General features: G+C 49.6%; 30 protein-coding genes and 1 riboswitch. Of the genes, 3 read left to right on the top strand and 27 right to left on the bottom strand.

Annotated elements, in window-relative coordinates:
• Positions 1-253 precede the first annotated feature (253 nt).
• The 12 genes from DFR62_RS02930 to DFR62_RS02990 form a co-directional block, all read right to left on the bottom strand.
• Positions 254-919: an HAD family hydrolase gene (locus DFR62_RS02930; protein WP_121297953.1), complete on the bottom strand. Its 666-nt coding sequence runs from the start codon at positions 917-919 to the stop codon at positions 254-256.
• Positions 916-1,464 carry a histidine phosphatase family protein gene (locus DFR62_RS02935; protein WP_121297955.1) on the bottom strand — a complete coding sequence of 183 codons (549 nt, stop codon included), beginning with the start codon at positions 1,462-1,464 and terminating at the stop codon, positions 916-918. The genes DFR62_RS02930 and DFR62_RS02935 overlap by 4 nt, the downstream gene beginning before the upstream one ends.
• Before the next feature lie 21 nt (positions 1,465-1,485).
• The gene (locus tag DFR62_RS02940; RefSeq protein ID WP_058383303.1) at positions 1,486-1,677 is read right to left on the bottom strand and encodes a hypothetical protein; all 192 of its coding nucleotides are present in this window, start codon (positions 1,675-1,677) and stop codon (positions 1,486-1,488) included.
• A 161-nt stretch (positions 1,678-1,838) separates the two neighbouring features.
• Positions 1,839-3,512, bottom strand: coding sequence for an acyl-CoA dehydrogenase family protein (locus DFR62_RS02945; RefSeq protein WP_121297957.1), 1,674 nt, complete (start codon positions 3,510-3,512; stop codon positions 1,839-1,841).
• Positions 3,513-5,015 (bottom strand): class I adenylate-forming enzyme family protein, encoded by a 1,503-nt coding sequence (locus DFR62_RS02950; protein WP_121297958.1) that lies wholly within the window; start codon positions 5,013-5,015, stop codon positions 3,513-3,515.
• The gene (locus tag DFR62_RS02955; RefSeq protein WP_058383300.1) at positions 5,012-5,395 is read right to left on the bottom strand and encodes a MerR family transcriptional regulator; all 384 of its coding nucleotides are present in this window, start codon (positions 5,393-5,395) and stop codon (positions 5,012-5,014) included. The genes DFR62_RS02950 and DFR62_RS02955 overlap by 4 nt, the downstream gene beginning before the upstream one ends.
• A gap of 132 nt (positions 5,396-5,527) precedes the next feature.
• On the bottom strand, positions 5,528-6,283 hold the full coding sequence (locus tag DFR62_RS02960) for an amidohydrolase family protein (protein WP_058383299.1): 756 nt from the start codon (positions 6,281-6,283) through the stop codon (positions 5,528-5,530).
• A complete protein-coding gene (locus DFR62_RS02965) occupies positions 6,280-6,750 on the bottom strand; it encodes an HIT family protein (RefSeq protein ID WP_241663094.1) in 471 nt (156 codons plus the stop codon). The genes DFR62_RS02960 and DFR62_RS02965 overlap by 4 nt, the downstream gene beginning before the upstream one ends.
• Before the next feature lie 16 nt (positions 6,751-6,766).
• A complete protein-coding gene (locus DFR62_RS02970; protein ID WP_058383297.1) occupies positions 6,767-7,006 on the bottom strand; it encodes a hypothetical protein in 240 nt (79 codons plus the stop codon).
• A 53-nt stretch (positions 7,007-7,059) separates the two neighbouring features.
• Positions 7,060-7,593 (bottom strand): NUDIX hydrolase, encoded by a 534-nt coding sequence (locus tag DFR62_RS02975; RefSeq protein ID WP_058383296.1) that lies wholly within the window; start codon positions 7,591-7,593, stop codon positions 7,060-7,062.
• A gap of 403 nt (positions 7,594-7,996) precedes the next feature.
• Positions 7,997-9,361: an NAD(P)-binding domain-containing protein gene (locus DFR62_RS02985; protein ID WP_121297963.1), complete on the bottom strand. Its 1,365-nt coding sequence runs from the start codon at positions 9,359-9,361 to the stop codon at positions 7,997-7,999.
• Positions 9,362-9,414: 53 nt separating this feature from the next.
• Positions 9,415-9,861: a MarR family winged helix-turn-helix transcriptional regulator gene (locus tag DFR62_RS02990; protein ID WP_121297964.1), complete on the bottom strand. Its 447-nt coding sequence runs from the start codon at positions 9,859-9,861 to the stop codon at positions 9,415-9,417.
• 96 nt (positions 9,862-9,957) lie between these two features.
• Between DFR62_RS02990 and DFR62_RS02995 the strand changes: the two genes are divergently transcribed.
• Positions 9,958-10,455, top strand: a complete 498-nt coding sequence (locus DFR62_RS02995) for a GNAT family N-acetyltransferase (RefSeq protein WP_121297966.1) — start codon at positions 9,958-9,960, stop codon at positions 10,453-10,455.
• Positions 10,456-10,488: 33 nt separating this feature from the next.
• Here DFR62_RS02995 and DFR62_RS03000 read toward each other — a convergent pair whose 3' ends face one another.
• The 11 genes from DFR62_RS03000 to DFR62_RS03045 all read right to left on the bottom strand — a co-directional run bounded on the left by DFR62_RS03000 (position 10,489) and on the right by DFR62_RS03045 (position 17,702).
• Entirely contained in the window at positions 10,489-10,767 is a 279-nt protein-coding gene (locus DFR62_RS03000) for a HesB/IscA family protein (protein ID WP_158290804.1), read from the bottom strand.
• A gap of 49 nt (positions 10,768-10,816) precedes the next feature.
• Entirely contained in the window at positions 10,817-11,245 is a 429-nt protein-coding gene (locus DFR62_RS03005; RefSeq protein WP_121297968.1) for a protein-tyrosine phosphatase family protein, read from the bottom strand.
• 42 nt (positions 11,246-11,287) lie between these two features.
• Positions 11,288-13,057, bottom strand: a complete 1,770-nt coding sequence (gene arsA, locus DFR62_RS03010; protein ID WP_121297969.1) for an arsenical pump-driving ATPase — start codon at positions 13,055-13,057, stop codon at positions 11,288-11,290.
• Positions 13,058-13,069: 12 nt separating this feature from the next.
• Positions 13,070-13,429 carry an arsenite efflux transporter metallochaperone ArsD gene (gene arsD / locus DFR62_RS03015; protein WP_121297971.1) on the bottom strand — a complete coding sequence of 120 codons (360 nt, stop codon included), beginning with the start codon at positions 13,427-13,429 and terminating at the stop codon, positions 13,070-13,072.
• Between the two features lie 88 nt (positions 13,430-13,517).
• A complete protein-coding gene (gene arsC / locus DFR62_RS03020; protein ID WP_058383287.1) occupies positions 13,518-13,937 on the bottom strand; it encodes an arsenate reductase (thioredoxin) in 420 nt (139 codons plus the stop codon).
• Between the two features lie 80 nt (positions 13,938-14,017).
• Positions 14,018-14,368, bottom strand: coding sequence for an ArsR/SmtB family transcription factor (locus DFR62_RS03025; RefSeq protein ID WP_121297972.1), 351 nt, complete (start codon positions 14,366-14,368; stop codon positions 14,018-14,020).
• A gap of 179 nt (positions 14,369-14,547) precedes the next feature.
• Positions 14,548-15,492 carry a cation diffusion facilitator family transporter gene (locus DFR62_RS03030; RefSeq protein ID WP_121297974.1) on the bottom strand — a complete coding sequence of 315 codons (945 nt, stop codon included), beginning with the start codon at positions 15,490-15,492 and terminating at the stop codon, positions 14,548-14,550.
• Between the two features lie 145 nt (positions 15,493-15,637).
• Positions 15,638-16,399, bottom strand: coding sequence for an STAS domain-containing protein (locus DFR62_RS03035; RefSeq protein WP_121297975.1), 762 nt, complete (start codon positions 16,397-16,399; stop codon positions 15,638-15,640).
• Positions 16,377-17,027 carry a cobalamin B12-binding domain-containing protein gene (locus tag DFR62_RS03040; protein WP_158290859.1) on the bottom strand — a complete coding sequence of 217 codons (651 nt, stop codon included), beginning with the start codon at positions 17,025-17,027 and terminating at the stop codon, positions 16,377-16,379. Before DFR62_RS03040 ends, DFR62_RS03035 begins: the two co-directional genes overlap by 23 nt.
• Before the next feature lie 4 nt (positions 17,028-17,031).
• The gene (locus tag DFR62_RS17330; protein ID WP_101190809.1) at positions 17,032-17,400 is read right to left on the bottom strand and encodes a hypothetical protein; all 369 of its coding nucleotides are present in this window, start codon (positions 17,398-17,400) and stop codon (positions 17,032-17,034) included.
• Positions 17,397-17,702 (bottom strand): antibiotic biosynthesis monooxygenase family protein, encoded by a 306-nt coding sequence (locus tag DFR62_RS03045; protein WP_058383281.1) that lies wholly within the window; start codon positions 17,700-17,702, stop codon positions 17,397-17,399. Before DFR62_RS03045 ends, DFR62_RS17330 begins: the two co-directional genes overlap by 4 nt.
• A gap of 197 nt (positions 17,703-17,899) precedes the next feature.
• A riboswitch (SAM riboswitch) is annotated at positions 17,900-18,002 on the top strand.
• 76 nt (positions 18,003-18,078) lie between these two features.
• Between DFR62_RS03045 and DFR62_RS03050 the strand changes: the two genes are divergently transcribed.
• Positions 18,079-19,203 (top strand): methionine biosynthesis PLP-dependent protein, encoded by a 1,125-nt coding sequence (locus DFR62_RS03050; protein ID WP_121297977.1) that lies wholly within the window; start codon positions 18,079-18,081, stop codon positions 19,201-19,203.
• The gene (locus tag DFR62_RS03055) at positions 19,196-20,368 is read left to right on the top strand and encodes an aminotransferase class I/II-fold pyridoxal phosphate-dependent enzyme (protein WP_101190813.1); all 1,173 of its coding nucleotides are present in this window, start codon (positions 19,196-19,198) and stop codon (positions 20,366-20,368) included. The genes DFR62_RS03050 and DFR62_RS03055 overlap by 8 nt, the downstream gene beginning before the upstream one ends.
• 134 nt (positions 20,369-20,502) lie before the next feature.
• Here the strand turns inward: DFR62_RS03055 and ystJ are convergent, their stop codons facing one another.
• The 4 genes from ystJ to DFR62_RS03075 form a co-directional block, all read right to left on the bottom strand.
• Positions 20,503-21,714 carry an NADP-dependent malic enzyme gene (gene ystJ / locus DFR62_RS03060; RefSeq protein ID WP_121297979.1) on the bottom strand — a complete coding sequence of 404 codons (1,212 nt, stop codon included), beginning with the start codon at positions 21,712-21,714 and terminating at the stop codon, positions 20,503-20,505.
• Between the two features lie 123 nt (positions 21,715-21,837).
• Complete coding sequence (locus DFR62_RS03065) at positions 21,838-22,773, bottom strand: 3-hydroxyacyl-CoA dehydrogenase family protein (protein WP_121297981.1); 936 nt, start codon at positions 22,771-22,773, stop codon at positions 21,838-21,840.
• 90 nt (positions 22,774-22,863) lie between these two features.
• Entirely contained in the window at positions 22,864-23,595 is a 732-nt protein-coding gene (locus tag DFR62_RS03070) for a hypothetical protein (RefSeq protein ID WP_121297982.1), read from the bottom strand.
• A 109-nt stretch (positions 23,596-23,704) separates the two neighbouring features.
• Positions 23,705-24,034: a hypothetical protein gene (locus DFR62_RS03075; protein ID WP_121297983.1), complete on the bottom strand. Its 330-nt coding sequence runs from the start codon at positions 24,032-24,034 to the stop codon at positions 23,705-23,707.
• Positions 24,035-24,051 lie beyond the last annotated feature (17 nt).

Genomic DNA, 24,051 nt, shown 5'->3' on the forward strand with positions numbered 1-24,051 from the left:
GGGAGCAGCGAAGCGACGGGTTTGAGAGACCCCGCAGACAATGAATGAGCGAAGCTGTGCTGAGAACATTCATTTGCGACGCATCTGCTTGCAATATTTTTTGCGATGCATTTGCTTGCAAATGTGAGAGCAGATGTGGGAGCACAAGGGTCTTCGATAGCGGGTGAGGAGGCTCGATTCCCGCCCCACGGAAAGCGAGCGATAAGCTTCGGAAAATACGGCTTTTTAACTTTCTCGACAGCCTGATTTAATTTTATGCATTTAACTCTTGGACGATCCTATTCACTTCGTCCAATTCATCTATAGCGTAATCCGCCGCAGCTTCATTCCACCCAGCATCTTTCTTCCATACCCCGATCATGCCGGCATTTTTAGCGGCCTCTACATCCGTCGTTGGATGATCCCCGACAAACAAACTGTGGGAAGGCAAGACATTCAAGCTGGCCATCGCTCTTTCAAAAATCCGCGGATCGGGCTTCCTTAAATTCTCGCTTTCAGAAATCAAGATCACATCAAACCACTTCTCGATTCCCAAGGCTTTAATATTATCCAACTGGAACTTTTCTTTGCCATTCGAGATAATTCCTAGCTTCACGCCTTGTTGTTTCAAGCTCTCCAGCATGGAATGCAAGCCACTGAAAGGGATGCAATGGAAACGGAAGTAGGTGATATAATCGTCCAATAAAAGTTCCATCGTCGTATGTTCGATATCAAATTCTTGGATCAATTGCGCATAAACCTGGTCTTTCCACACATAGCCTCGCCTGTCCAATTCAATAAAGCGCTTGGCATACAAGTCCTTCGGAATATGCCCGAGAGAATGATGCATCCGATTGTATTGCTCGTCGATAAACGATACCACCGAAGCATCCCGATTGAGCAAGGTCCCGTCCAAATCAAACAGCACCGCTTGAATCATCGAGAGTCCTCATTCCACAATCGTTCCCCGCTCTTTCCATCTGGCGCGTCAGTCAAAATGAACACATCCGGATTGCTTAAAGCACGCCATCCTTCAAACCCGAAGCCTTCCACATAACGCGACAGAAGCAATGCCATAATATTGCCATGGGTAACGATTGCTGCTGTTTGGCCACTTTTTTCAAGCTCGCCTGCGACTTGTGAAATTCGGTCCAGCGCCTGTCTGCTGGATTCGCCGCCTTCAAGCACGAGCTCGTGGTCATCGAAAGTGTTTTTCAAGTGCTCGAACCAATCGGGAAGGTTTCCTGAACTCAAGACCCGTTCTTTCAAACGCTCGTCTGTTTCGATTTCTACAGCCAACGCCTCCGCTAACGGTGCGATCGATTGAATGGCTCGCGTATACGGACTCGAGACAATCCGCTCGATCCCCAGCTCACTCAAAAAGCCGCTTAATTCTACAGCTTGTGCCATTCCGGTTTCCGTAAGCTCTGCCCCCGGCTCCTGTCCAGAAGCGGCACAATGCCGGATGATGTAAATCTTCGTCACTTGAAATCACTCCATTTCCGTTTATAAACCAAGCAAATCCGCCATGATTTCTGCGCTGCCTGGCGAGAACATGAATAGGGAAAAGCCGATGCATAGAGCACCGCCAACGAGCAAGCCGATTTTCACAACGAGCGGAAATCCTCTTTTCGGCAAAATCCCTGCGAAAAATAAACAAATTCCGATGAATAACAACAGCATATACCAGAAGCCCATCTGCCCACCCCTTTTCAATATGTTAATAACTGGACGCTTCTTGAATGAAAAGGTTCTGCTGTAATATGTCTATTGTCACTCCTGAATTCAGCTTACCATATGCCTGACTGCTTACTAGACAGAAAATCACCCGCTGCAAAAAATCGCAGCGGGTGATTTTTTTACTTATCCATCACTTCTTTAAAATAGTTCACGGTCTTCATTTTTCCTCCTATTGTTCTTGTATTCCATGTCACTTCAGTGAAAATTTCCGCAAGCGGCGCATACATGCCGCCATGTTTTTCAGCCCATTCAAGCGCGACAGTGTTCTCGAAAAGCTGCGCCATTTTCTTCATCAGGCTCTTCGCCTCGAAGCTTTGCAGCGCCGCATCGAATCCGGCAAACGCCGTCAGCTCCTCACCAAGCTCTTTCGTTTTCTCTTTCAGCAATTCCACATCAGCGCTCGCCTGCAGCTTTACCAAGCGTTTTTGGATATAGTCGATGAATATTTCATGCGCTGACAATTTATTAACGAGGCGGATTAGCTCGAGCCCGAGAATATTCGCCGTACCTTCCCAAACGGTGAGCACTTGTGCATCGCGCAATAGGCGCGGCGTGACGAAATCCTCGATATAGCCGTTGCCGCCGTGCATCTCGATCGCTTCGTGCGAGAAATGGATCGCCTGTTCAGCTGATTCTTTCTTTAAAATCGCGATGAGTAAGCGGTTCAGCACTTGTTCTTCTTGTGTCGCGCTTCCGGAAGTGACGTGGTCGTACAAGCCAATCAAATCGAAGATCGCCGCCGTTTCAAACTCCTGCTTGGCACGCAGCTTCATCAGGCTGTCCTGCACCATCGGAAAAGCGGTGAGCTTTTGGCCAAATGCATTGCGGCGTTCTGCGTATTCCGCTGCTTCATCAAGCGCGCGCTTCATGATGCCAATCGATGCGACCGCGTTGCAGATGCGCGACAAGTTCAACGCTTCCATCATATACTTAAGGCCATTTTTCGGGTCGCCGACGATATATGCTTTCGCGCCGTCGAACTCGACTTCGCCGGACGGCACCGCCCGGACACCGAGCTTGTCTTTCAAGCGGCGGATCTTGATGCCGTTCAGTTCGCCGTCCACTTTCCACGGCACCGCGAACAATGTCAGCCCCTTCGATCCTTCCGCTGCCCCTGGCATGCGGGCGAGTACCATCGCGACGCCCGCCATGCCGGCATTCGACGCGAAATATTTTTCCCCGTACAAGCGGTAACCGTCATCGGTCTCAAGGGCCTGCACGACATTTGCCCCGACATCCGAACCGCCTTGGCGCTCAGTCAGGAAAGTCGCTCCTTCAAATAATTCCATGTCCCCTGTCGCACAGACATGCGGCATGAACTTTCTCTTCAGTGCTTCATCTGCATAATGGTCAAGTAAATAAGCTGTCGCCATCGTCAACGTCACTGGACAATAAAAGCCGGGTTCCGATTGCGATAATAAATAACCTTGCGCAAAGCTGTAAACGTAATTGCCTTTTCTTCCAAGCTCCGGAATCTCCTTGTGGACATAGCCGACAATACCGGTTCTGTAAGTTTCATCGACCGTCTTTCTATAGCCTTCATTGACCCAGACGTGTGAAATATCTTCGCCGAGACGGTTGTATTTCTCTAGCTTCGGTGCGCCTTCCCGGTCGGTATAGCGTGCGCGTTCGTCGATATCGCCCGCAGCCAGTTTGCCGAATGATTTCAGCTCACGTTGGGCATAGCGGAGAAAATCCTCCGGCAATTGTTGTGCCAATATTTTCTTCAAGGTCTCGTCATTTTCATAGAAATTGCGTTCGCCGCTCGGTGTGGCACCTTTCAAGACGACCATTTAAACACACCCTTCCCGCAACGGCTGCTTGAGGATCTTGCCGGATGCGTTGCGTGGCAATGCTTCGACTTGTTCTATGAGCTTCGGCACTTTATAGCTTGCCAGTTCATTTCCTGCGAATGCTTTAATTTCCTCTGCACTCAATTCACGTGATGCGGCGAAATATGCTTTTACCGTTTCTCCCCATTCCGCATGCGGCACCCCGATTACTGCGGTTTCATGAATATCGGGATGCGTAATGAGCACTTCTTCGATTTCCTTGGGGTAAATATTGACGCCGCCTGAAATGATCAAATCCTTCTTGCGGTCGACAACCCAAATAAATCCGTCTTCATCGAATTTCGCCAAGTCGCCTGTTTTCAGCCAATCGCCGATAAAGGTTTCTTTCGTCGCTTCCTCGTTCTTGTAATAGCCGAGCATATTGCCTTCGCCCCGGAGCAGGATCTCCCCGACTTCGCCGGGCGCAACGTCCTGTCCGTCTAGATCTACAATGCGGATTTCGGTATGGAGCGCGGCGCGTTTGCCGATGCTCCCCGCTTTTTCCGCATGTTCCGGCCCCGTCATCAAGGTTCCGCTCGGCCCTGCTTCTGTCAGGCCATACACGCAGACCAAATTATCGGTACGGAATGATTCCTGGACGAATTTCACTTCTCCCGCAGACAGCGGTGCACTTCCGTAAATCCACCATTTCATCGAAGACAAATCGCGCTGGCCGACCTCTGGATGTTTGGCGGTCATGAGATAAGCGACCGGCGCACCGAAGAAATGGGTCGTCCGTTCCCCTTCGACCGTATCAAGCAACAAGTCCGGCGTGAACGTCGGGACGAGCACATGCTTCGCGCCGACGATCATTCCGGCCACCAAAAACAAGTGGAGCGGTGCAGAATGGCTGAGCGGCATCATATGGAGCAGGCGGCTATCCGGTTTCATCTCCATTTCGACACAGATCATCTGCGCAACCGTCAGCACATTGCGATGGCTGAACAGGACGCCTTTCGGTTTGCCGGTCGTTCCGGACGTGTAAAGGATTGTCGATGGCTCGTCGTCCTGTGCATGGGAAGTTAATATTTCTTCCGTTTCCGTTCTTATCAAGTGGGAGAATGCTTCCCAGCCAGGTACTGCTTGCCCGGACTTGACCAAAAGCAATCCATTCGTTTCCAGAGACTTTACAGCATCAAATATCAGTTCATGAACGAAAAGCGCTTTGGCATCTGAATGTTCCAAGATATAGCCGATTTCTTTTGGCCCGAGTTTTGCACTGATCGGCACGATGATCGCGTTGATACGCTGCACAGCAAAATAGCTTACAACGAATTCCGGTACATTCGGCATGAACAAGACGATTTTGTCCCCTTTGCTGATACCCCGTTTCATCAACGAGTGCGCCAAGTTATTCGCAATTTTGTCCACTTCACGGAACGTTAAACGCTGCCCCATCCCCACCAGCGCCTCTTGTTCCGGATATTTCCGTGCATTCCGCTCCAGCAATTGTGAAATATTCATTTTGCCATCCCCTTCAGTTTCGATAATTTTTCATTAAACTCCCCTAGCAAAGACTCCATCTCTTGTTTCGTCTTTTCAAGTTCTTCGATGCGGCGCTCCATTTCCTCTATCTGCTTTTTGCCGTACTCGATTGTGCGTTCGAGCTGTTTCTTGCCCGAGCGGTCAGCATTGAACAGCAGCACCATTTCTTTGATTTCCTCTAGTGTGAAACCGTATTTTTTGCCTCGATCGATGAGCTTGAGTTTCGCGATTTCGGCATTCGAAAACAGCCGCTTATTGGAATCTGTTCGTTCTGGCTTCAGCATGCCTAGTTCCTCGTAATAGCGGATCGTCCGCGTGGTCACCCCGAATTCCTCTGCGGCTTCGCGTATCGTTTTCATCTCCCATCCCCTTTGTCTGATTTTTTTGATAGTTAAAGCTTACCATTGACGTTAACGTAAAGCGCAAGAGCTTTCTAAATATAAAAAGCCAGCAGCCTGCCGAATGGACAGGATGCTGGCTCGAGATAGACCTTATTCAATTCCATACCATTTCAATGCATTACCATAGAGAACTTTCTCTGCTTCGATGTCACCCAAAGTTTCTTGAATAACTGTGACATCACTCGCTTGAAATGGTTTTTTTGCTCGAGTCGACGGCAGGTCGGTGCCGAAGAGCAGCGCTTCAGGATTGAGTTCATGGATGGCTCTTATTGCTTGCGACGGGTCGAAGTCAATCCGCCCGAACCCGGTCGCTTTCACTTTGACGCCTTGTTCCACCAGCTTCAACAGTTCGGGGAATCCTTGTTTCGATAAGCCGAGATGATCGATGGAAACGGCAGGCAAGCGGCTGATTACGTCTTTCAGTTCCACGAGATCTTCCGAATCGATGTACAGCTCTGCGTGCCACCCGGCGATGTCATGGACGCGCCTTGTGAAATGATCGAGCCGCTCGATCGCTTCCGAACCGCCGCGCTTCACATTAAACCGCACGGCACGTACGCCTTTTCCATGCAAATTGAGGATGTCTTCGTCCAATGTGTCCGCCGGCAATTGCGTCACGCCGACAAACCGGTCACCGAGCGTATCAAGTGCATCCACTAAATACGATTGGTCAAAGCCTTGGAACGAGCCCGATACGATGGCGCCTCCGGTTACTTCGAAGTTTTCTACAGCGGCCACATAATTCGAAGCGGTGAATGCAGGCGGCAAATAGCCTTGATTTTCGGTCAACGGAAATCGCGGGTCGATAATATGTAAATGGGCATCGAAGATTTTTACTTTCTTCATCGCTTCAGTTCTTCCGTCAATGCCGAAATCGCTTGCCTGACACTCTTTAGATTCGCTTCATCGTTCATCTCATTTCGCGCATGCAAAAGCACCGGCCGTACCGACTCGACGGAACGCCCCAATTCGTACATCCATTCATAGCGCGGCACTATCCACGTATGGAAATGATGCGTCGTATCTTCATTATAGAAATAATAGACCGATTCGATGCCAAGAACGTCGCGCTGTGCTTTGCGAATTTCCGACAGGATCGTGATGTAATCGAGCCGCTCCGCTTCGGTCAATTCGTCCAAGCTTTTCAAATGGCGCTTTGAGGCGAGGATGATCAAGCCGGGGATGGGATAAGCCACATCTTGATGGGCGTGGAAATGCGCCGTCTCCACTACGACTCCGCCTTCAGGTTCGATCAAGCCATCCACCAACGCGCAGCTCAGGCATTCCACTTCGACGGTTTCGCCATTTGCCAAGGTGATCGTTCTTATTTCAATCGCCCTCCCCGCTAGTTTCTTTGTTAAAAACTTCTGAAGCGGAAAATACCACGAGCCCGATCATCAAAATCACAAACCAGTTGTCGATCAATGCGTTTCCAATAAAATATTCAGAAATGCCATTCGCCAACAGAATCAATCCCCACGCTGCGAAAACCATAAAGTATCCATCTTTGCCGCCGTCTTGTTTATCGGTGTCTTCTACAAAAAATAAACTGAGCAATTTTTTCATCATCCTATCGCCCCTTTTGCATTTTAGCTTTCTGCAAATTTATGTATTGCCTCCAACTACCTGAATGAACCATCCCATGCATAAGTCGAAAAAGAGGCCAATTTCTCGAAATAATGCTCCATGCGCTGATAGACCGAAGGCACGATCAAGCGCTCCCGGTTCATTTGCTGGAATTCAATCCAGTTGACTAACTGTGCGGCGCACACTTCGCCAGGTTGAAGCTGAAGCGCATCCAGGTCGATGCTCTCTTTGCATCTCCAGACATAGCTGTCCAAAAAATAATTACCGCCTTTCATTTTGCCTAGGAAGCGAAGTTCTTCAGGCCTGGCGAGCAATCCTGTTTCTTCTTCCAACTCGCGAAGCGCCCCCATCAAACTGCTTTCCCCCGCCACTACAGAGCCGCCCGTCGTTTCCCAAAGCATCGGAAGCGGTTTTGCCGGATCTCGTTGCGTCATAAAAATTCTTCCATCTGCATTGAGCGTAATCACTTCCACAACAATATGGAACTCGCCAGGCTGCAATTTATTGCCTCTAATATGTTTCTTTCCAAGCGGGTTCCGCTCCCCGTCATACAAATCCCAAACTTCCATTCTCTTGCTCCCACCCTATCATCTCTAATTTTTATGCTGAACTTTCTTACTATTTAAGCCCTGTATATACTTTAATGAATATTCCCATTAATTAACAGACTTTTTTTATTCATTTTAGATTTTTATTTTCATCTAAAAAAGTGGTGGAGACAGACGTCCCCGCCACTCGAATTATTTCATTGGATTGCTGTCAACCGCGCATGGAATTGACTGCTTCTTTAAAACTATTACTACTATCCCGCCCATACAATTCGGGGTTTCCCCGGAACAATGTGTTGATCGTATATTCTTTTGCACAATCTAGGCTGCACTCGCGTGAAGACATGATGAGCGTAAGATAGGACTTAAAGTATGCAGGCTGCAGACGGCCTCCGTGATTGACTGTCATCACAATCCACTCCTTTCAGCAGCAGCCGCCGATAGCAATCGGCTGACGGCCATTTTTGGAAACGCCGGAACTGCAGACGCCCGTTTCCGGCAACTCCAGGTCCACTTTCTCGGAAGCTTCAATGTTTCCATTGATATAAGCGACGATGGAGCGGACTTGTTCATAGCCGGTCGCCATCAAAAAAGTCGGCGCGCGTCCGTAGCTTTTCATGCCGGCGATGTAGAATCCTTGTTCCGGCTGACGCAATTCCTTTTCGCCGTGCGGCCGGACCGTTCCGCAGCTATGGACGTTCGGGTCGATCAGCGGAGCGAGTGCTTCGATGCTTTCCGTTGCATTATCGATCTTCAAACGGAGTTCCTTCAAGAAAGAGAAATCAGGGCGGCTGCCCGTATTGACGATAATTTCATCGATTGCTTCAATCGAATGGATTTTTCCTTGCCAATCACCCATTAAGGAAAGCTTTCCATCTTTTCGAGAAACCTGCTCTATCCGAAACGGCGTAAAGATTTCCACACGCCCCGAATCCACCAATCCGTGGACACGCGCACCTAATTCACCTCTTGCCTCGAGCGCATCATCTGCTTCGCCGCCGTAGACATCCTCAATTTTCGGCTTGCGCAGGATCCAGGAGATTTTCACTTGATGTCCTGCATCCTCAAGTGCGGCAAGATCCAATAAAGTGTTGATTGCAGAATGGCCTCCACCTATGACGGCTACCTGTTTTCCGGCAAACCGCTCGCGGTCTTTGCCATGTAGGTCCGGGATGCCGTAAAAAATACGCTCTTGTTGGCTGCGTTCTCTCTGAGTCCAAACCCCGTCGGCTTGAAGCGGATTTGGCTGGCCCCAAGTGCCTGTGGCATCGATGACAGCTTTCGCTTCCATCCGCTCCATTTCCGCATCCTCAATCTCTACATAGATCACAAAAGGCTGATACTCGCGATTCGCCGTCTTCATCTTGTCTTGATGTTTTCGGCTGATGGCACTGACACGTGCATTGAGGCGGATGTACGGTTCGATTTCGGGAACAGCGGCCAGCTTCATCAAATAATCTTCCACCAGCTCGGCACCTGTCGGCAACTTGTCATCCCCTGGGGCATTCCAGCCAGAGCGGTCCAATAAGGCTCGCGCGGCTTTATCGATATTGTATTGCCAAGGAGAGAACAAACGAACATGTCCCCATTGCAGCACGTGATGGCCGATTCGGCCGCCAGCTTCGAGCACCAAAAATTTTTCACCCGCCAGCGATAAATGGGCGGCAGCAGCCAAACCGATTGGTCCTGCCCCGATGATAACGACCGGCAATTCCGGCTTTGTCTTTTTTATTCTTTTGATTTGGATGGGTTGTGGAGTGGTTGAACAACAATTTGTTTGAGTGTTCATGTTTTGGCCTCCTAATTGTTAAGAACTTGATTATTGCAAGTATTAATTCGAACTTAATACATCGGTTTACAGCAGACAGATGATTTTGCCATCGCCTCGTTCAGCAATTTGATTGATTGCAGCACCATGTCCTGTTCAAATTCGGTCATATGCGAGAAGATTTCCTCGAGATGCGCCTCCATGTCTCGCTGGATGGCAAGCGCTACTTTCTGGCCTTCTTCTGTCAAACCCAGCACCGAGATCCGTTTATCCGCAGAAGATGGCACTTTCGTGATCAAGCCTATCTTCATCAAGCTTTGCACTTGCCGGCTGAAAGTAGACAGGTCGGTCGCAAGAGCATCCGCCACTTGTTGCATGGATGGCCATTCCCGGCGGTCGATCTCATAAAGGATATGGCTTTGCACCAAGCTGATTTCCACATCGTCAACTGTACAGCAATTTCTATTCAACAAGCCAAAGCGTTTAACCATGCTTTGAAAAAGTTCCCGTTTGTTTTCCATCTTCAACACCTCTAGTGATAGCATATAGAATAAACTTGCAAATTGCAAGTATTTATTTTAATATTTAATCTAATTATAAGAATCGGAGTGATGCATATGGAATACACCATCAGGCCGGCGGTGGAGTCGGATTGGCCGGAAATCAAGCAGATCTATGAAGCGGGCATGGACAGCGGGCTCGCTACTTTCGAAACCAAAGCGCCTAGTTATGAACTCTGGAGCGATAGCGAGATAAGCCATTGCCGTTTGGTTATCGAATCAGCAACGCAAATACGTGGCTTTTGTAAGCTTTCACTTGTATCGAAACGCACGGTTTACTCGGGTGTCGGTGAAGTGAGCATCTATGTCGACCCTGTACATTCGGGCGAAGGCATCGGCCACAAGCTTATGCAAGCTCTTATTCATGCTTCGGAACAACAAGGCTTTTGGACTTTGGAAGCGAAAATATTTCCTGAAAACGAAGCAAGCATCCGGCTTCATAAGAAAAACGGATTCCGTGAAGTCGGTGTCCGTGAGCGCATCGGAAAGCGAGACGGCATCTGGCGTGACAATGTCTTACTCGAACGCAGAAGCACAATAAATGGAATCCATTAAAAAAAGAGCTCACGGATGAGCTCTTTTTTCTATTCAACAGCCAGTCGGCGCACCGATCATGACCAGGCCGCCTTGCTCGCCTTGCGTATCAAAATCCAAGGCGAGCTCCTCTGCCAGTTCTTTTGCGTCCGGCGCGACCGCTACACGGATGCCGTTCACATCGATGAGTTCATCCGTTTGTTCCGGTGCATCGAGCGACAAGCCGATTTGCGGGCCGCAGCAGCCGGCGACTGCATAAAGGCGCAAGTTTTCTGTTTGCTGTTCTTCCAGAATGGACTGGATATAGTTCTTAGCTTCATCGGTAATCATCATAAACTCCATCTCCCCTGTTCTTTTCAATTATTCTTCACTTTAACATGGACTAGGCTTGCGGAAAAATGCGGTGCAGCGATTCTTTCAGTTCTGGCTTTACGCTGATAATCGGCCGTACGTTCGTCGCCATTTGTTCGGCTTCTTCAACCGTCTCCGCTTTGCCTAATGCAAGCAAAGTGCCGATTGCCACGGTACCAGTGCGATTGCTGCCCCCTGCGCAGTGGAAAAAGACTTTCTTGCCTTCTTCGTACGCAGTGACAACCCCGTCCACCGCTTCTTGGATCGACTCATCCTGATGTTCTTTAGAATCGTCGACAATCGGTGCATGGATGCGTGTATAGCTTTCATCGTTGTCTCCTGCTTCTGCGCGCAAATCGAAGACGACGTCGATGCCTTCATTTTCAACTGCTGTTTTCGCATCTGCTGCGCCGCCGATGAAAATGCGGTCTTTCACTAATGGCTGGTATGCTTCACTCATCGTTTGCCTCATCCCTTCCAGACTCATTTGATGTCCCCATTATTATAAAATGAATTCTTTCAATTGGTCATAACCAATTTTCTCTTCTTCGAGCCAAGGAATGATGGCGCATTTCTCGGCCAGTTCTGCGTCAACTTTGCAAATCCACTTTTTCTCGGAGATCGCGCGTCCCCTCAGTACAGCATCCGCTGTATTTGTAGCATAAAGGCTTTGGTTAATGACCCACCATTTCGGCTCGATCCCGGCACGCTTTAAGTCTTCTTCGAGACGCGCCGCTTCCAATACTGGTGTCGCTTCCGCCAAGGTGACGATGACGACCCCTGTTTCTTTTGGATTGCGCAGGCGCGGCAATAGTTTTTTCACACTGTCCGGCACATCGCCTGTCGAGCGGCTCATTTCCTTATGATAGGCTTCTGTCGAATCGAGCAGCAATAAAGTATGTCCGGTCGGCGCGGTATCGATGACGACGATTTCGTTCTCGGACTTCTCGACTACTTTGGCGAAGGCTTGGAACAACGCGATTTCTTCGGTGCACGGCGATTCCAGGTCTTCTTTCAAATAAGCGAGCTCTTCCTCGGTCATCCCGCTGCCTGCCTGTTCGATGACGGTTTCTTTATAACGCGCCACTTCGATGTCTGGATTGATGCTGCTGATGGACAAATTATCGCGTATGCCGCTTCCTTCAAACGTATACGCCAAATGCGCTGCAGGGTCGGTCGTCGTCAAATGAACTTGATGGCCTTTCTCGGATAAGCCGACTGCGATAGCGGATGCGACGGAAGTTTTGCCGACGCCTCCTTTGCCCATCGTGAAAATGACGCGCGTATTGTGTTCGGAAAAGTCATCAATGACGCTATTCAATCCCGGCAAGTCGAGCGGCTCGCCCTCTTCTTCCGTTTCGAATGAAGTGATGGCGTATGAACTGAACAGATGGCGCAAGTTTTCAACACCCGTAAGCGAATATGAAACATATGGCAATGAATAAGTCATCACTTGCTTCAAGGCTTCAGGTGTCTGTTCAATCGCCGCACGTTGCCGCTTGTAGAATGCCGTTGACACCCGGTCTTCCGGCTGATGACTTTGAAGCAGCCCGTTGACGATGAGCAATTGGTTTTTGATGCCGATTTCTTTTAATTCAAATGATGCACGGTCTGCCTCGAGCAAAGAGGAATTGTCCGGGCGCGCAACCAAAATCAAGGTCGTTTTATCGCCATCAGACAGCGAATCCACCGCTTTTTTGTACAATGCCTTTTTGCCTTCTAGCCCAGCGAGCGGACCGAGGCATGAGGCGCCGTGTGTGCTGTCTTCCAAAAAGCCGCTCCACGCCGTCGGCAATTGCAAAAGACGCAGCGTATGGCCGGTCGGTGCCGTATCGAACAGCACATGGTCGTATTGCGCTAAAATCTCTTCATCTGCCAGCAAATGCGAAAACTCATCGAACGCCGCGATTTCGACCGTGCAAGCACCGGATAATTGCTCTTCCATCGTCGCGAGCACCGCATCCGGCAATTTGCCGCGGTAAGGACCGACGACGCTTTCTTTATAAGCTTTGGCCGCTTGTTCCGGATCGATATTGCAGGCGGACAAATTGGCGACAGACGGAATGGGTTTCGGGTCGTTCGTCAGTTCCACTTCCAGCACGTCTTGCAGATTAGAAGCAGGATCGGTGCTGACGAGCAATACCTTCTTGCCCTGATCAGCTAAAGCTACCGCTGTGGCACACGCAGTCGAAGTTTTTCCGACACCGCCTTTACCGGTGAAAAACAGAAACGGAGTGACGGCCATTTGATTCGGATTGAACAATGAATACATAGGAACGCTCCTTTAGTTGTTGATGTTCAGTGACACGCGTACGCGCGGCTTTTCCTGCAATTCGGACGGTGCGGTCTCGAACCACTCTGCCAATTCTTCTGTTGTCGGGTATTCGGCAATCTTTACGACTTTACCGTTGACCAGCACGACCGGCAACGCGTCCGGCCCTTTATCGACCAGCACTTGATTGACTTGTTTATTGTCCACAAACGCACCAGGGTCATCCGTCAAATTATGGCGTGAAATCGCAAAGCCCTTTTTCTCGAGTGAATACACAGCCGACGCGATGCGCGTCAGTTCCGGGTCCACAGTAGGGCCGCAAACACCCGTCGAACAACACATCGCCGGATCGAAAATTTCCACCTTTTTCATATTCAGCTCTCCTTCAACCTGTGTAGTTTGGTTCTATCAAATAAGACTAGAGTCATCATACATATGCTTACTCTATTCAATACTTCACTTACTCACCAGTTGCAGCGAAATGGCGGATACGCGCTTCGATATCATCGCGTACCGATTGGAAAACTTTCCATTTCTCTTCTTCGGTACCTTGCGCTTTCGCCGGATCCGTAAAGCCCCAGTGGTCGCGTTTTACGTGAGGAGGCGTCATCGGGCATTTATCGGCCGCATCGCCACAAAGTGTCACCACAAAATCCGCATTGTTTAAAATTTCGGTGTCGATGACATCAGATGTTTGATTCGAAATATCGATATTCACTTCATTCATCGCTTTTACCGCGTTCGGGTTCAAGCCATGTGCTTCGATTCCGGCACTCAATACTTGCCACTCATCGCCCAAAATTTCTTTCCCCCAGCCTTCCGCCATCTGGCTGCGGCATGAATTGCCTGTGCATAAAAAGTACAATGTTTTTTTCGTCATATTGATTAGCTCCCTTGTTCCATGAATGGTTTTTAGTATCTCTATGTTTATTCAACGTGATGCCTTTTCCATATCAACAATTACTCACAACGAATGCGCAATCCCTGCTCCACCAATTTCTCGATTCGCTCATCCTGGCTCGGAATGAATGACAAGACTTGCATGAGCATATCGTATAATTCACTGTCCTGGTTCAATGAATAGAAAATCCATTGCCCTTTGCGCTTTTCCTTCACTAAACCGAGATCGCGAAGCTTGCGCAAGTGCTGGCTGATCGCCGACTGGCTGACGTTAAAGATTTCCACAAATTCACAGACGCAGCAATCGTTTTTTTCGAGCAATTTGACCATCGACAATCTCGTCTTGTCGCCTAATAGCTTCAGCACCATGCTCGCCTTGTCGATTTCTATTTCGCGCGCTTTCACTTCCATCGGATGATTTCCCCCGCTTCTATAATTAGGTTTGCTTAAATACTGTAATACCAAATACAGCATATCAGCATATGCTTATATGTTCAAGCGGTGATTTGGATGATAAAACATATACAAATTGTATTTTTCATAGAAAAAAGGAGCGGTATGATCCCACTCCTTACTGGTCGATTCTTTTTTCAGTGATGATGATGCCCTGCCGCTTCAGCCTCTTCTTGCCCTTGGCAGCGGATCGAGTCGTCATGTGGGTGGTCTTCATTTTCCAATTGGACGGTGACATGGCCGATTTTCAGCTCCAACAGCGCATGTTCAATATCCCTAAGCACTTGCTGGCTGTCTTTGAACGAGATATGTTCTTTGACGACTACATGTCCCGACATGGCATTTTTTCCGCTCGTGATGCTCCATACATGCAAGTCATGAATGCTTTTAACCGCAGGCAACGCTTCGATTGTCTGCGCTACTTGCTCCAGGTCGACATTTTTCGGCGTGCCTTCCATCAAGACATGCACCGCTTCTTTCGTTACGCGCCAGCCGCTGATCAAGACAAGGATGGCGACAACTACACTCGCCAGCGGATCTGCCCATGCCCACCCGAAGAAAATGATCAAAAGGGCTGCCGTGATTGCACCGACCGAGCCAAGCAAATCACTTAAGACATGCAAAAAAGCAGCACGGAGGTTCAAGTTTTCTTTCGTATCTCCGCCGCGCATCAAGATCCACGCGACGAGGATATTGACGAGCAAGCCGATGACCGCGATAGCCAACATTCCTGAAGTCGCAATTTCCGGTGGATCTGAAAACCGGTGGTAGGCTTCATAGAAAATATAGAACGAAATCAAGACGAGCGTCACGCCGTTAAAGACTGCCGCCAGAATTTCAAAACGTTTATAGCCGTAAGTCTTCATTTGGTCGGCTGCTTTTTCGCCAATGGAAAAAGCCAGGTAGCCGACACCGAGCGAAATGGAATCGCTTAGCATATGGCCGGCATCAGCTAGTAGCGCTAGGCTGTTCGTCAAATATCCACCGACCGCCTCGACCACCATATAACTGGTGATGATCAAAAAGGCGATCAGCAATGTTTTTTTATTGCGGCTATGCGAATGATCATGTGATGATCCCATCGCCAACACCTCCACTGCAGCTTTTAATAATCCTTTTCTCTAAATGTATTCCCGAAAAATCGCCGGATACCCTATGGAAAATGAAACAAACATCCAGTCACTAGGCTTCCTAACCAAAAAAAACCGGCTCCCATGGCCGGTTTTATCACTGATTTTCTGAGGCTGTTGTCAGGACGGATTCCAGTGATGCTTCAAAACGCAAATTCATTTCCCGTTTCAACAGATGCAATTTTTGGGCATGGTCCGGCTTTACGCCGGTGATGACTGCATCGATCCCCATGACGCCCAAGGTCTGCACGAGCGACTCCAGGTAACTGACGCCTTCTTGCGTCACCGAACCCATCGCCGTCAAATCGATCACGACCGTTTCGGCTTCGTATTCATAGATGCGCGTGACAATATACGGGCGGATCGCTTCAACTTTTTTCGCATCCAAATTACCGAACAACGGAATGAGCACATAGCCTCCGCCGATTGCGATGCACGGTGCGGAAAGTTCGCGCACTTTATCCAGCAGCGCATCCGACCGTTCCTTTTCCTTGAGCAATTCATAATCCGTTTCTTTCAAGCGGCCCCGCAAGCGAATCAATTGCGCCGTGATGGCAGCCATTTGCTCATCTTTTGGCACCAGTACAAGATTCAGTGAAAAGTCGCTATCCCACCGGTAATAGACGTCCGCCAAGAAGAAGCCAGCTGCTGTGGTGAAATTCAATTCGACAGGTTTTTTGCTGCCGCGTGTTTTCAGTAAGCGTTCCGCTTTGGCGTGGCTGCCTTCATCGAGTAATTCAAAAAATCCTTTTGGTTTTCCGAAAAGCTGTTCTGCCTCTTGGGAATAGTCGACGACCGCAAAGCTATTGTTCAATTGAAAAGCCGGAAGCGGCCATTCAGCCAGTGGAGAGCGTGTCATCGTTCGACCCCTTTCCAGTGCGGATCCATTCCCTGAGCGCACCAAGTTCCCGGACGACGACCGCTCCTTTTATACGCAAATCCGCAAAGCTCGACAAAGTGACGGCCCTGCCGCCAATCAGGACGGCTGGATTTGAGTCCACCTTAGAAAAAGCTTCGGCGTAGGTTTTCAAAACCGGCAAGCGGTGTGCAAGTGCACCCGACAATGCAACAACATCGGGTTGCCAGTCACCGGCCAATTCGAGCGCTGAATCGAGCGGCAAATTCGGCCCCATATAACGGACATCATAGCCCTCTTCACGGAACATCGCCGCGACCATCTTGAGCCCGATATAATGCTCTTCGCCTTCCGGGCCAAAAATCATCGCTTTTTTGCGGCCATCCTTATCTTTATTGCGCAGCTCCGTAGCGGACAAGACAAAATCGCAAACAGCGGTTGCCAAATGCTCTTCCGCTACCGATATTTCATTTTGTTCCCATAATTCCCCGATGCGGTACATCGCCGGCGTCAGAAGTTCGCCGTAAAGCTGTTCATGCGAATGGCTTTCCAGGAAAGCCTGGACGTATTTCAAAGCTTCCTCTTCCTGCCCCTGCAGGAAAAGATCCGAAAGCTGTGTTGACTCGTTCATTTGATCAGCCCCTTTTATGTGGAGGGAGCTCCAATAACCGGACTGCGCGATCGAGGCAGCCCCGCATGAAATCTCCTTGCGTTGTTTCGGTATAGCGCGGCACAATTTCGATGAGCCGCTGAAAATTGTCGATGATGAGCGCAGTTTCGACATTGCGGCTTACGAGCACCGTCTCGAGCCAGAGTGCATAATCTAGAAAGGATTGCTCGCTCTGCAGCTCCCAAGCCGTTTCGAGATAATCCAAGTGGTGATGATTGTCTTTGACGGTATGTTCATATCCCTTATCGCCGAAACGTTCCCATAAATTCGGGTACGCTTCGTATATACCGTCTGCCGTGTCGGTCGCGATTTGCTGTTTTTGTTCCTGGTTCATTCGGCCACCACTTCGTATTGATGGACTTTCGGGACGATGCCCGCGAGTTCCTGGTCAGGATAGTTCTTCTCCAAATCATGAATCTCCTTGAACTCCTGGCTCTTGACCCAGTTCATGTAGGCCTGCTTGGATTGCCATTCCAAGTGGACGGTCAATTCATGGCGCTTTTTCGTGTTTTGGATCAGCCGGAATGAAGTGAAGCCTTCCGCCTGGTCAACACGGCGCGATCGTTTTTGGTATATTTCTATGACGTCTTGCACTTTGTCTTCAGGCACAATGACGGTCGATGTGACGATGTACATAATTCAGAACCCCTTTGCAACTGGCTTTGTATAAGCCGGGCAGGATAAAAGTATACCTCAGCATACCATTTCAGCTTCCGAAATAAAAGCGAGCGCCTTCGGGACATTTACAAGAGTATTTTCAATATTCCGCTTGTATTTCGAAAGTAATTGCCGTATGATGGAAAACATCAACCAACCACAACTATATAAAATGATTCTTATCGAGAGAGATGGAGGGATTTGGCCCTGTGAAGTCTCAGCAACCGGACGTGTTTGTCACGGTGCTAATTCCAATAGGTGAAGCCTAGTAGATGAGAAGATAGCATATACGGCAGGGGCTTTCTTCTTATCATAGAAGAAAGCCCCTGCTTTTTGATTTGAAAGGATGAGGACCATGACACAACATAGCCTAGAAACACGCCTGGTACAACTCGGCAACCGCAGCGACCAACGCACCGGGGCGGTCAATCCCCCGATTTATCTTTCTACCGCCTACGAACATGAAGGCCTTGGCAAATCCACAGGCTATGATTATACGCGGACAAAAAATCCGACACGCCAGCTTCTTGAAGAAGGGATCGCGAATCTAGAAGGCGGTGACGCAGGCTTTGCGTGCAGCTCTGGAATGGCCGCGATCCAGCTGGTCCTCTCCCTGTTCCGCCCGAACGATGAGATTTTGCTTCCCGAAGACATTTATGGCGGCACCTACCGCCTGCTGGAACAATATGAAGAGAAATACCATATCCGCCCCGTGTACGATTCCTTCATCGATTCGAAAACGGCCGAAGCGAAAATCAATGACAACACAAAAGCGATTTTCATCGAAACCCCGACCAACCCGTTGATGCAGGAAATTGATTTGGAATTGTACGCACAACTGGCCAAGCGCCACAATCTTTTACTGATCGTCGACAATACTTTTTTGACGCCTTTCCTCCAGCAGCCGCTCGCAATGGGCGCTGATATCGTACTCCATAGCGCCACCAAATACATCGGCGGCCATAACGATGTGCTCGCAGGCCTCGTCGCTGCAAAAGGCGCAGGGTTATGCGAGCAGCTTTTCAACGCCCACAACTCAGCCGGCGCTGTGCTGTCGCCGCTCGATTCCTGGCTGTTGATCCGCGGCTTGAAAACCTTGCCGCTGCGTATGCGCCAGCACGAAGCGAACGCCAAAGAACTTGCCCGCTTTCTGGAAGCTCAAGATACCGTGACAGACGTGCTGTATCCCGGGAAAGGCGGCATGCTGTCGTTCCGCCTGCGTGAAGAACAATGGGTCGGGGAATTCCTCGAGAGCCTGTCGCTCATCACATTCGCAGAGAGCCTTGGCGGTGTGGAAAGTTTCATCACGTATCCCGCGACCCAGACCCATGCCGATATGCCGGTCGCAGAACGCACGGCACGCGGCGTCTGTAACCGCCTGCTCCGCTTCTCTGTAGGCGTCGAGCAGGCAGAAGATTTGATCGCTGATTTGTCACAAGCCTTGGCCAAACTGGAAAAGGAGGTCGTTTCCCATGAGTGAACGACGCGAGACCAAATTGATCCATTCAGCAGGCATCGATCCATTAACAGGCGCAGTCAATGTGCCGATCTATTTATCATCGACTTTCCATCAGGAAAGCATCGATTCATTCGGGCCTTTTGATTACAGCCGCTCCGGCAACCCGACGCGCAAATCGCTTGAAGAAACGATCGCCAAACTAGAAGGCGGCGCGCGGGGCTTGGCCTTTTCTTCCGGCATGGCAGCCATCTCATCGGCCTTCATGCTATTGAAAGCCGGCGACCATGTGCTGGTCTCGGAAGATGTTTACGGCGGCACTTATCGCTTCATCACGGAAGTGCTGGAAAAATTCAAAGTCGATTACACATTCGTCGACATGACCGACCTTGGCGAAGTGGCCGCAGCATTCCAGCCGAACACGAAAGTGGTCTACATCGAAACGCCTTCCAATCCCGTCATGAAAATTACCGATATCGAAATGGCCGCGAAACTGGCCAAAGCAAACGACGCCATGACTTTCGTCGACAATACTTTCATGACGCCGCTTTACCAAAACCCGCTTGAACTCGGCGCGGATATCGTGCTCCACAGCGCGACGAAGTTCCTGTCTGGCCATAGTGACATCACGGCCGGCCTTGCGGTGACAAAAGATGCCGGCCTCGGCGAACAATTGGCATTCATCCAAAATACATTCGGATCTGTGCTCGGCGCACAGGATTCCTATACATTGATCCAAGGCATCAAAACGCTCGGCGCCCGCACAAAACAATCCGGCGAGACGACCGCACGCATTGCCGAGTATCTGCATAGGCACCCGCTTGTCGAAGAAGTCTATTATCCCGGCTTTTCATTCCATCCCGGAAATCCGATCCATAGCCGCCAAGCAAGCCACGCAGGCTGTGTGTTGTCATTCCGCCTGGCGGATAAGGACGCCGCCCGCATTCTCGTGGATGCTTTGGAAATCCCTGTGTTCGCCGTCAGCCTCGGCGCTGTTGAGTCAATCCTGTCCTATCCGGCCACGATGTCCCATGCTGCAATGCCGCCGGCTGAACGCGAGAAGCGCGGCATCACCGATGGGCTTCTGCGCTTTTCCGCAGGACTCGAGCATCCCGATGACTTGATCAACGACTTCAGCCAGGCACTCGAGAAAATCGCGATCGCCAAAGGGCTTAGCGTCGCTGATTGATTGTGTTCATTCTAAAGGCCGCCCGGTTCGTCAGCTGACGAACCGGGCGGCCTTTTTTGTGTCTACTCATTCCCCCTCAAACCTAAGAAAGCCTGAATTCCAGGGGGAGGGGAATTCAGGCTTTCTTCTATTTATCATAAAACAATCTGCTGGGCAGGCTCTTTAAGCGATACTTTGGCAACGCCCGTTTCTTCGGCAGCTTTTGAGACTGCTTCAGCGACCGCCTGTGCTACACGCGGGTCGAACGGCTTCGGTATCACATAATCTTCGTGAAGCTCATGGGTAGCGATCAACGCAGCGATCGCTTCGACTGCCGCGATTTTCATCGCGTCATTGATATCGCTCGCCTGTACATCAAGGGCACCCCGGAATAACCCCGGAAACGCCAGTACATTATTGACCTGGTTGGCGAAATCGGAACGCCCTGTCCCGATGACCCGCGCACCGGCTGATTTCGCAGCATGCGGCAAAATTTCCGGATTCGGGTTCGCCATCGCGAAGATGACTGGATCTTCGTTCATCGAACGGACCATGCTTTCCGTCAAAGCGCCTTCTGCCGATACGCCGACAAAGACATCGGCACCGGCGATGACATCCGCGAGCTGGCCTTGCTCCATCTGGTAATTGCTCATCTCCGCAACTTCTGCCTTGAAAGGATTCATGCCGTTCTGGCGCCCTTTATAGATGGCACCTTTCGTATCGCACATGACGATATGGCCAAAACCGAACTTTGCAAGCAATTTGACGATGGCGATACCTGCTGCGCCGGCGCCATTCACGACCACTTTCACGTCTTCCACTTCCTTTTCGACCAACTTCAAGGAATTGATGAGGCCTGCCAAGGTCACAATTGCAGTGCCGTGCTGGTCATCATGGAATACAGGGATATTCATTTCCTGTTTCAAACGCTGCTCCACGATGAAGCAAGTCGGGGCGGCAATGTCTTCCAGATTGACGCCGCCGAAGCCCGGCTCGAGCAATTTGACGGTTCGGATGATTTCTTCGGCATCCGTTGTATCCAGGCAGATCGGGAATGCATCCACACCGGCAAATTCCTTGAACAATAAAGCTTTCCCTTCCATCACCGGGAGCGCCGCTTGCGGGCCGATATTGCCGAGCCCGAGCACGGCGGTGCCGTCAGTTATGACTGCAACCGTATTGCCTTTCATCGTGTAGTCATGCACTTTGCTTGGATCGGCATGAATTTCACGGCACGGTGCCGCTACGCCGGGAGAGTAGGCGAGGCTCAAATCCCTCTCGTTTTCCACAGCCACTTTTGAACGAATCTCCAATTTCCCTTGATGCCGTCTATGCAAGTCCAGCGAATCGTTTTTCAAATCGGTCATTTGCCTCATCTCCCTTTTGATTATAATTGTTTATTATATCGCCTTCACGTCAAATTGAAATACTTTTCTTATAATTCTGATTAATTTCAGACTTTAGGCTGATAGAGAAATGATGAGCCTATATCATTCTTTTTCCATATCCTGTTTAAGGAAGTGAATCAACGCTTCTTCCCGTTCAGCTTGCACAGCTCTCGATTGCGCTTCCGGCCACTCGTAGAAGCCGCTTCCTGTCTTGGTCCCAAGCTTGCCACTTTTCGCTAATTCACTCAGCGTGCGGCCCGGCTTTTGATCTGTCGACAGGTCCTCGAATAGATAATCCGAAATCGCATAAAAAATATCCAAACCGCCGAGATCCGCCGTCTGCAGCGGACCGGTTACTGGCAAGCGCCTGCCGATGCCATAAGTGACGGCAGCATCGATATCTTCTTTCGACGCCACCCCCGCATCCAGCAAAGCCTGTGCTTCACGAAACAAAGCGAATTGAAGCCGGTTTCCGATAAAGCCCGGGAGTTCTTTTTTCAATAGTACAGCTTGCTTGTTCATCTGCTCGATGAGCGCTTTCGTTCGTTGCAAAGTTTGTTCACTGGTTTTCTCGCCGCCGACGATTTCCACGAGCGGGATTAAATGTGCCGGATTCCAGAAATGTGTCAACACGAAGCGTTCCGGATGTTTCATTCCTTCGGCAAGGGCAGTCGGCATCAACCCCGAGCTATTGCTGGCAATGATAATATCGTTTGCGATCAAGCCCTCCAACTGCTGGTAGATTTGATGCTTCAACCCTATATTTTCAGGTACAGCCTCTATGATGAATTCTGCATTTTCCACCGCTTTTTCCAATGAACTCGTGAAGGCCACACGCTCCGCTATCTCCTTGGCTTGTTCATTGTCGATCAGTTCATTGTCTGCCATCAGGCGCAGTTTTATTTCAAACCCTTTTTGCGCAGTTTCCAGATCTCGGGCGTCCACTCCGAATATACTTACTGACTGGCCGCTCCATGCCGCTGACAATGCAATTGAATGCCCCATTGTTCCAGCACCGATAATCGTGATATTTCCCATCGTGTCCCTCTCCTTTAGCTAGTAATGATACGCCCATTATACAGCGAAAAAGCCCGCTAAATCAGCGGGCTTTTCAATGAAATCGCCTGTCTACTTCTTTTCTTCGGCAAGTTCGATCGAGGCGAGTGTAGATGTGATCGCCATTTCATCGGAGTCATCGGCATTTGCACGGAATTCACGTTTCACTTCTCCGTAACCCTCCACGAAATAATTGCGGTTGATCGAACCGTCCTCTGTCATTGATTCAAGCACGAAAACATCATCAAAATTTTGATATGGCGTCTCTAAGCTTGTGCCAGTTTCCACCACAGTCGCGTCACCGATTTCCTGGCCTTCTTCGATCGGAAATTCCAGGTAAGTCGAAATCACTTCCAAGGCTTCCAATTCTTCGAAGCTTGCCGTGTAGTCATCGTAAAACTCGCCTTCCTGTTTAACGAGCTCGATGCGATCGTCATGCAGTCGGAAGACTTTGAGAACGACGGTTCCGCCATTATCTTCATACGTTGCGACATGGTTCGCTTCCATGTAATCGGTTTTCAGCGTAAATTCGGCAAATTCATTTCCGTATCCTTCGAATCTGGCAATCGACCCATCTTCAAGGAAATAATCATATGGATCGACGGCTGCCTGGCCCCCGTCATGGCTGTCGCCGCTCGTGCCTTCAGCTGGCGTTTCCTCCTGTTCTGCTTCTGTCGCCTCATCTTGGGTTGCTTCTTCCTGCACTGTATCTTCTTCAGGTTCCTCTGTTACCGTATCCTGTGTTCCGCAGCCAGCCACTGTAAGCATCAGTGCCACCCCTCCAAAACCAAGCCAATATTTCATCAACTCTCCTCCTTTTTTTAAATATTACGGCTAACAACCTGATGATAAATCGAATATTCAGTCATTTATTAACGGAATTGATTCGAAATTCCTGCGCGCCTCCAGCTAATCAAAGATGGAGTGAATCGTGATAAATGGGCTTTAGATGGATATCGTATTCTTTCCGCACTTCGTTTAAATCGTAAATATGCCCTCGAAATTCCGGGTCTTCAAGTTTCTCGATCTGTTCATGCACTAGATCCGCAAAATAAACCCCCACGGCTACGCCTTTTGGGTATTTACGCTTCACTTCTGCCACAAATTCGTCTGTAAGCTCTTGGTTGAAAGCATGATAAAGCGCCGCATTCACCACTGTCAAGGAATCTTTCGTCGCGTAGGAGACGACATAATAATTGCCATATTCGTCCTTCAAAAGATCGCGTTCGGCTTCTATATTCATTCTCTTCTCCTCCTTTT

Origin of the sequence: Planococcus citreus (assembly GCF_003664125.1) — a bacterium.
Classification (GTDB): Bacteria; Bacillota; Bacilli; order Bacillales_A; family Planococcaceae; genus Planococcus; species Planococcus citreus.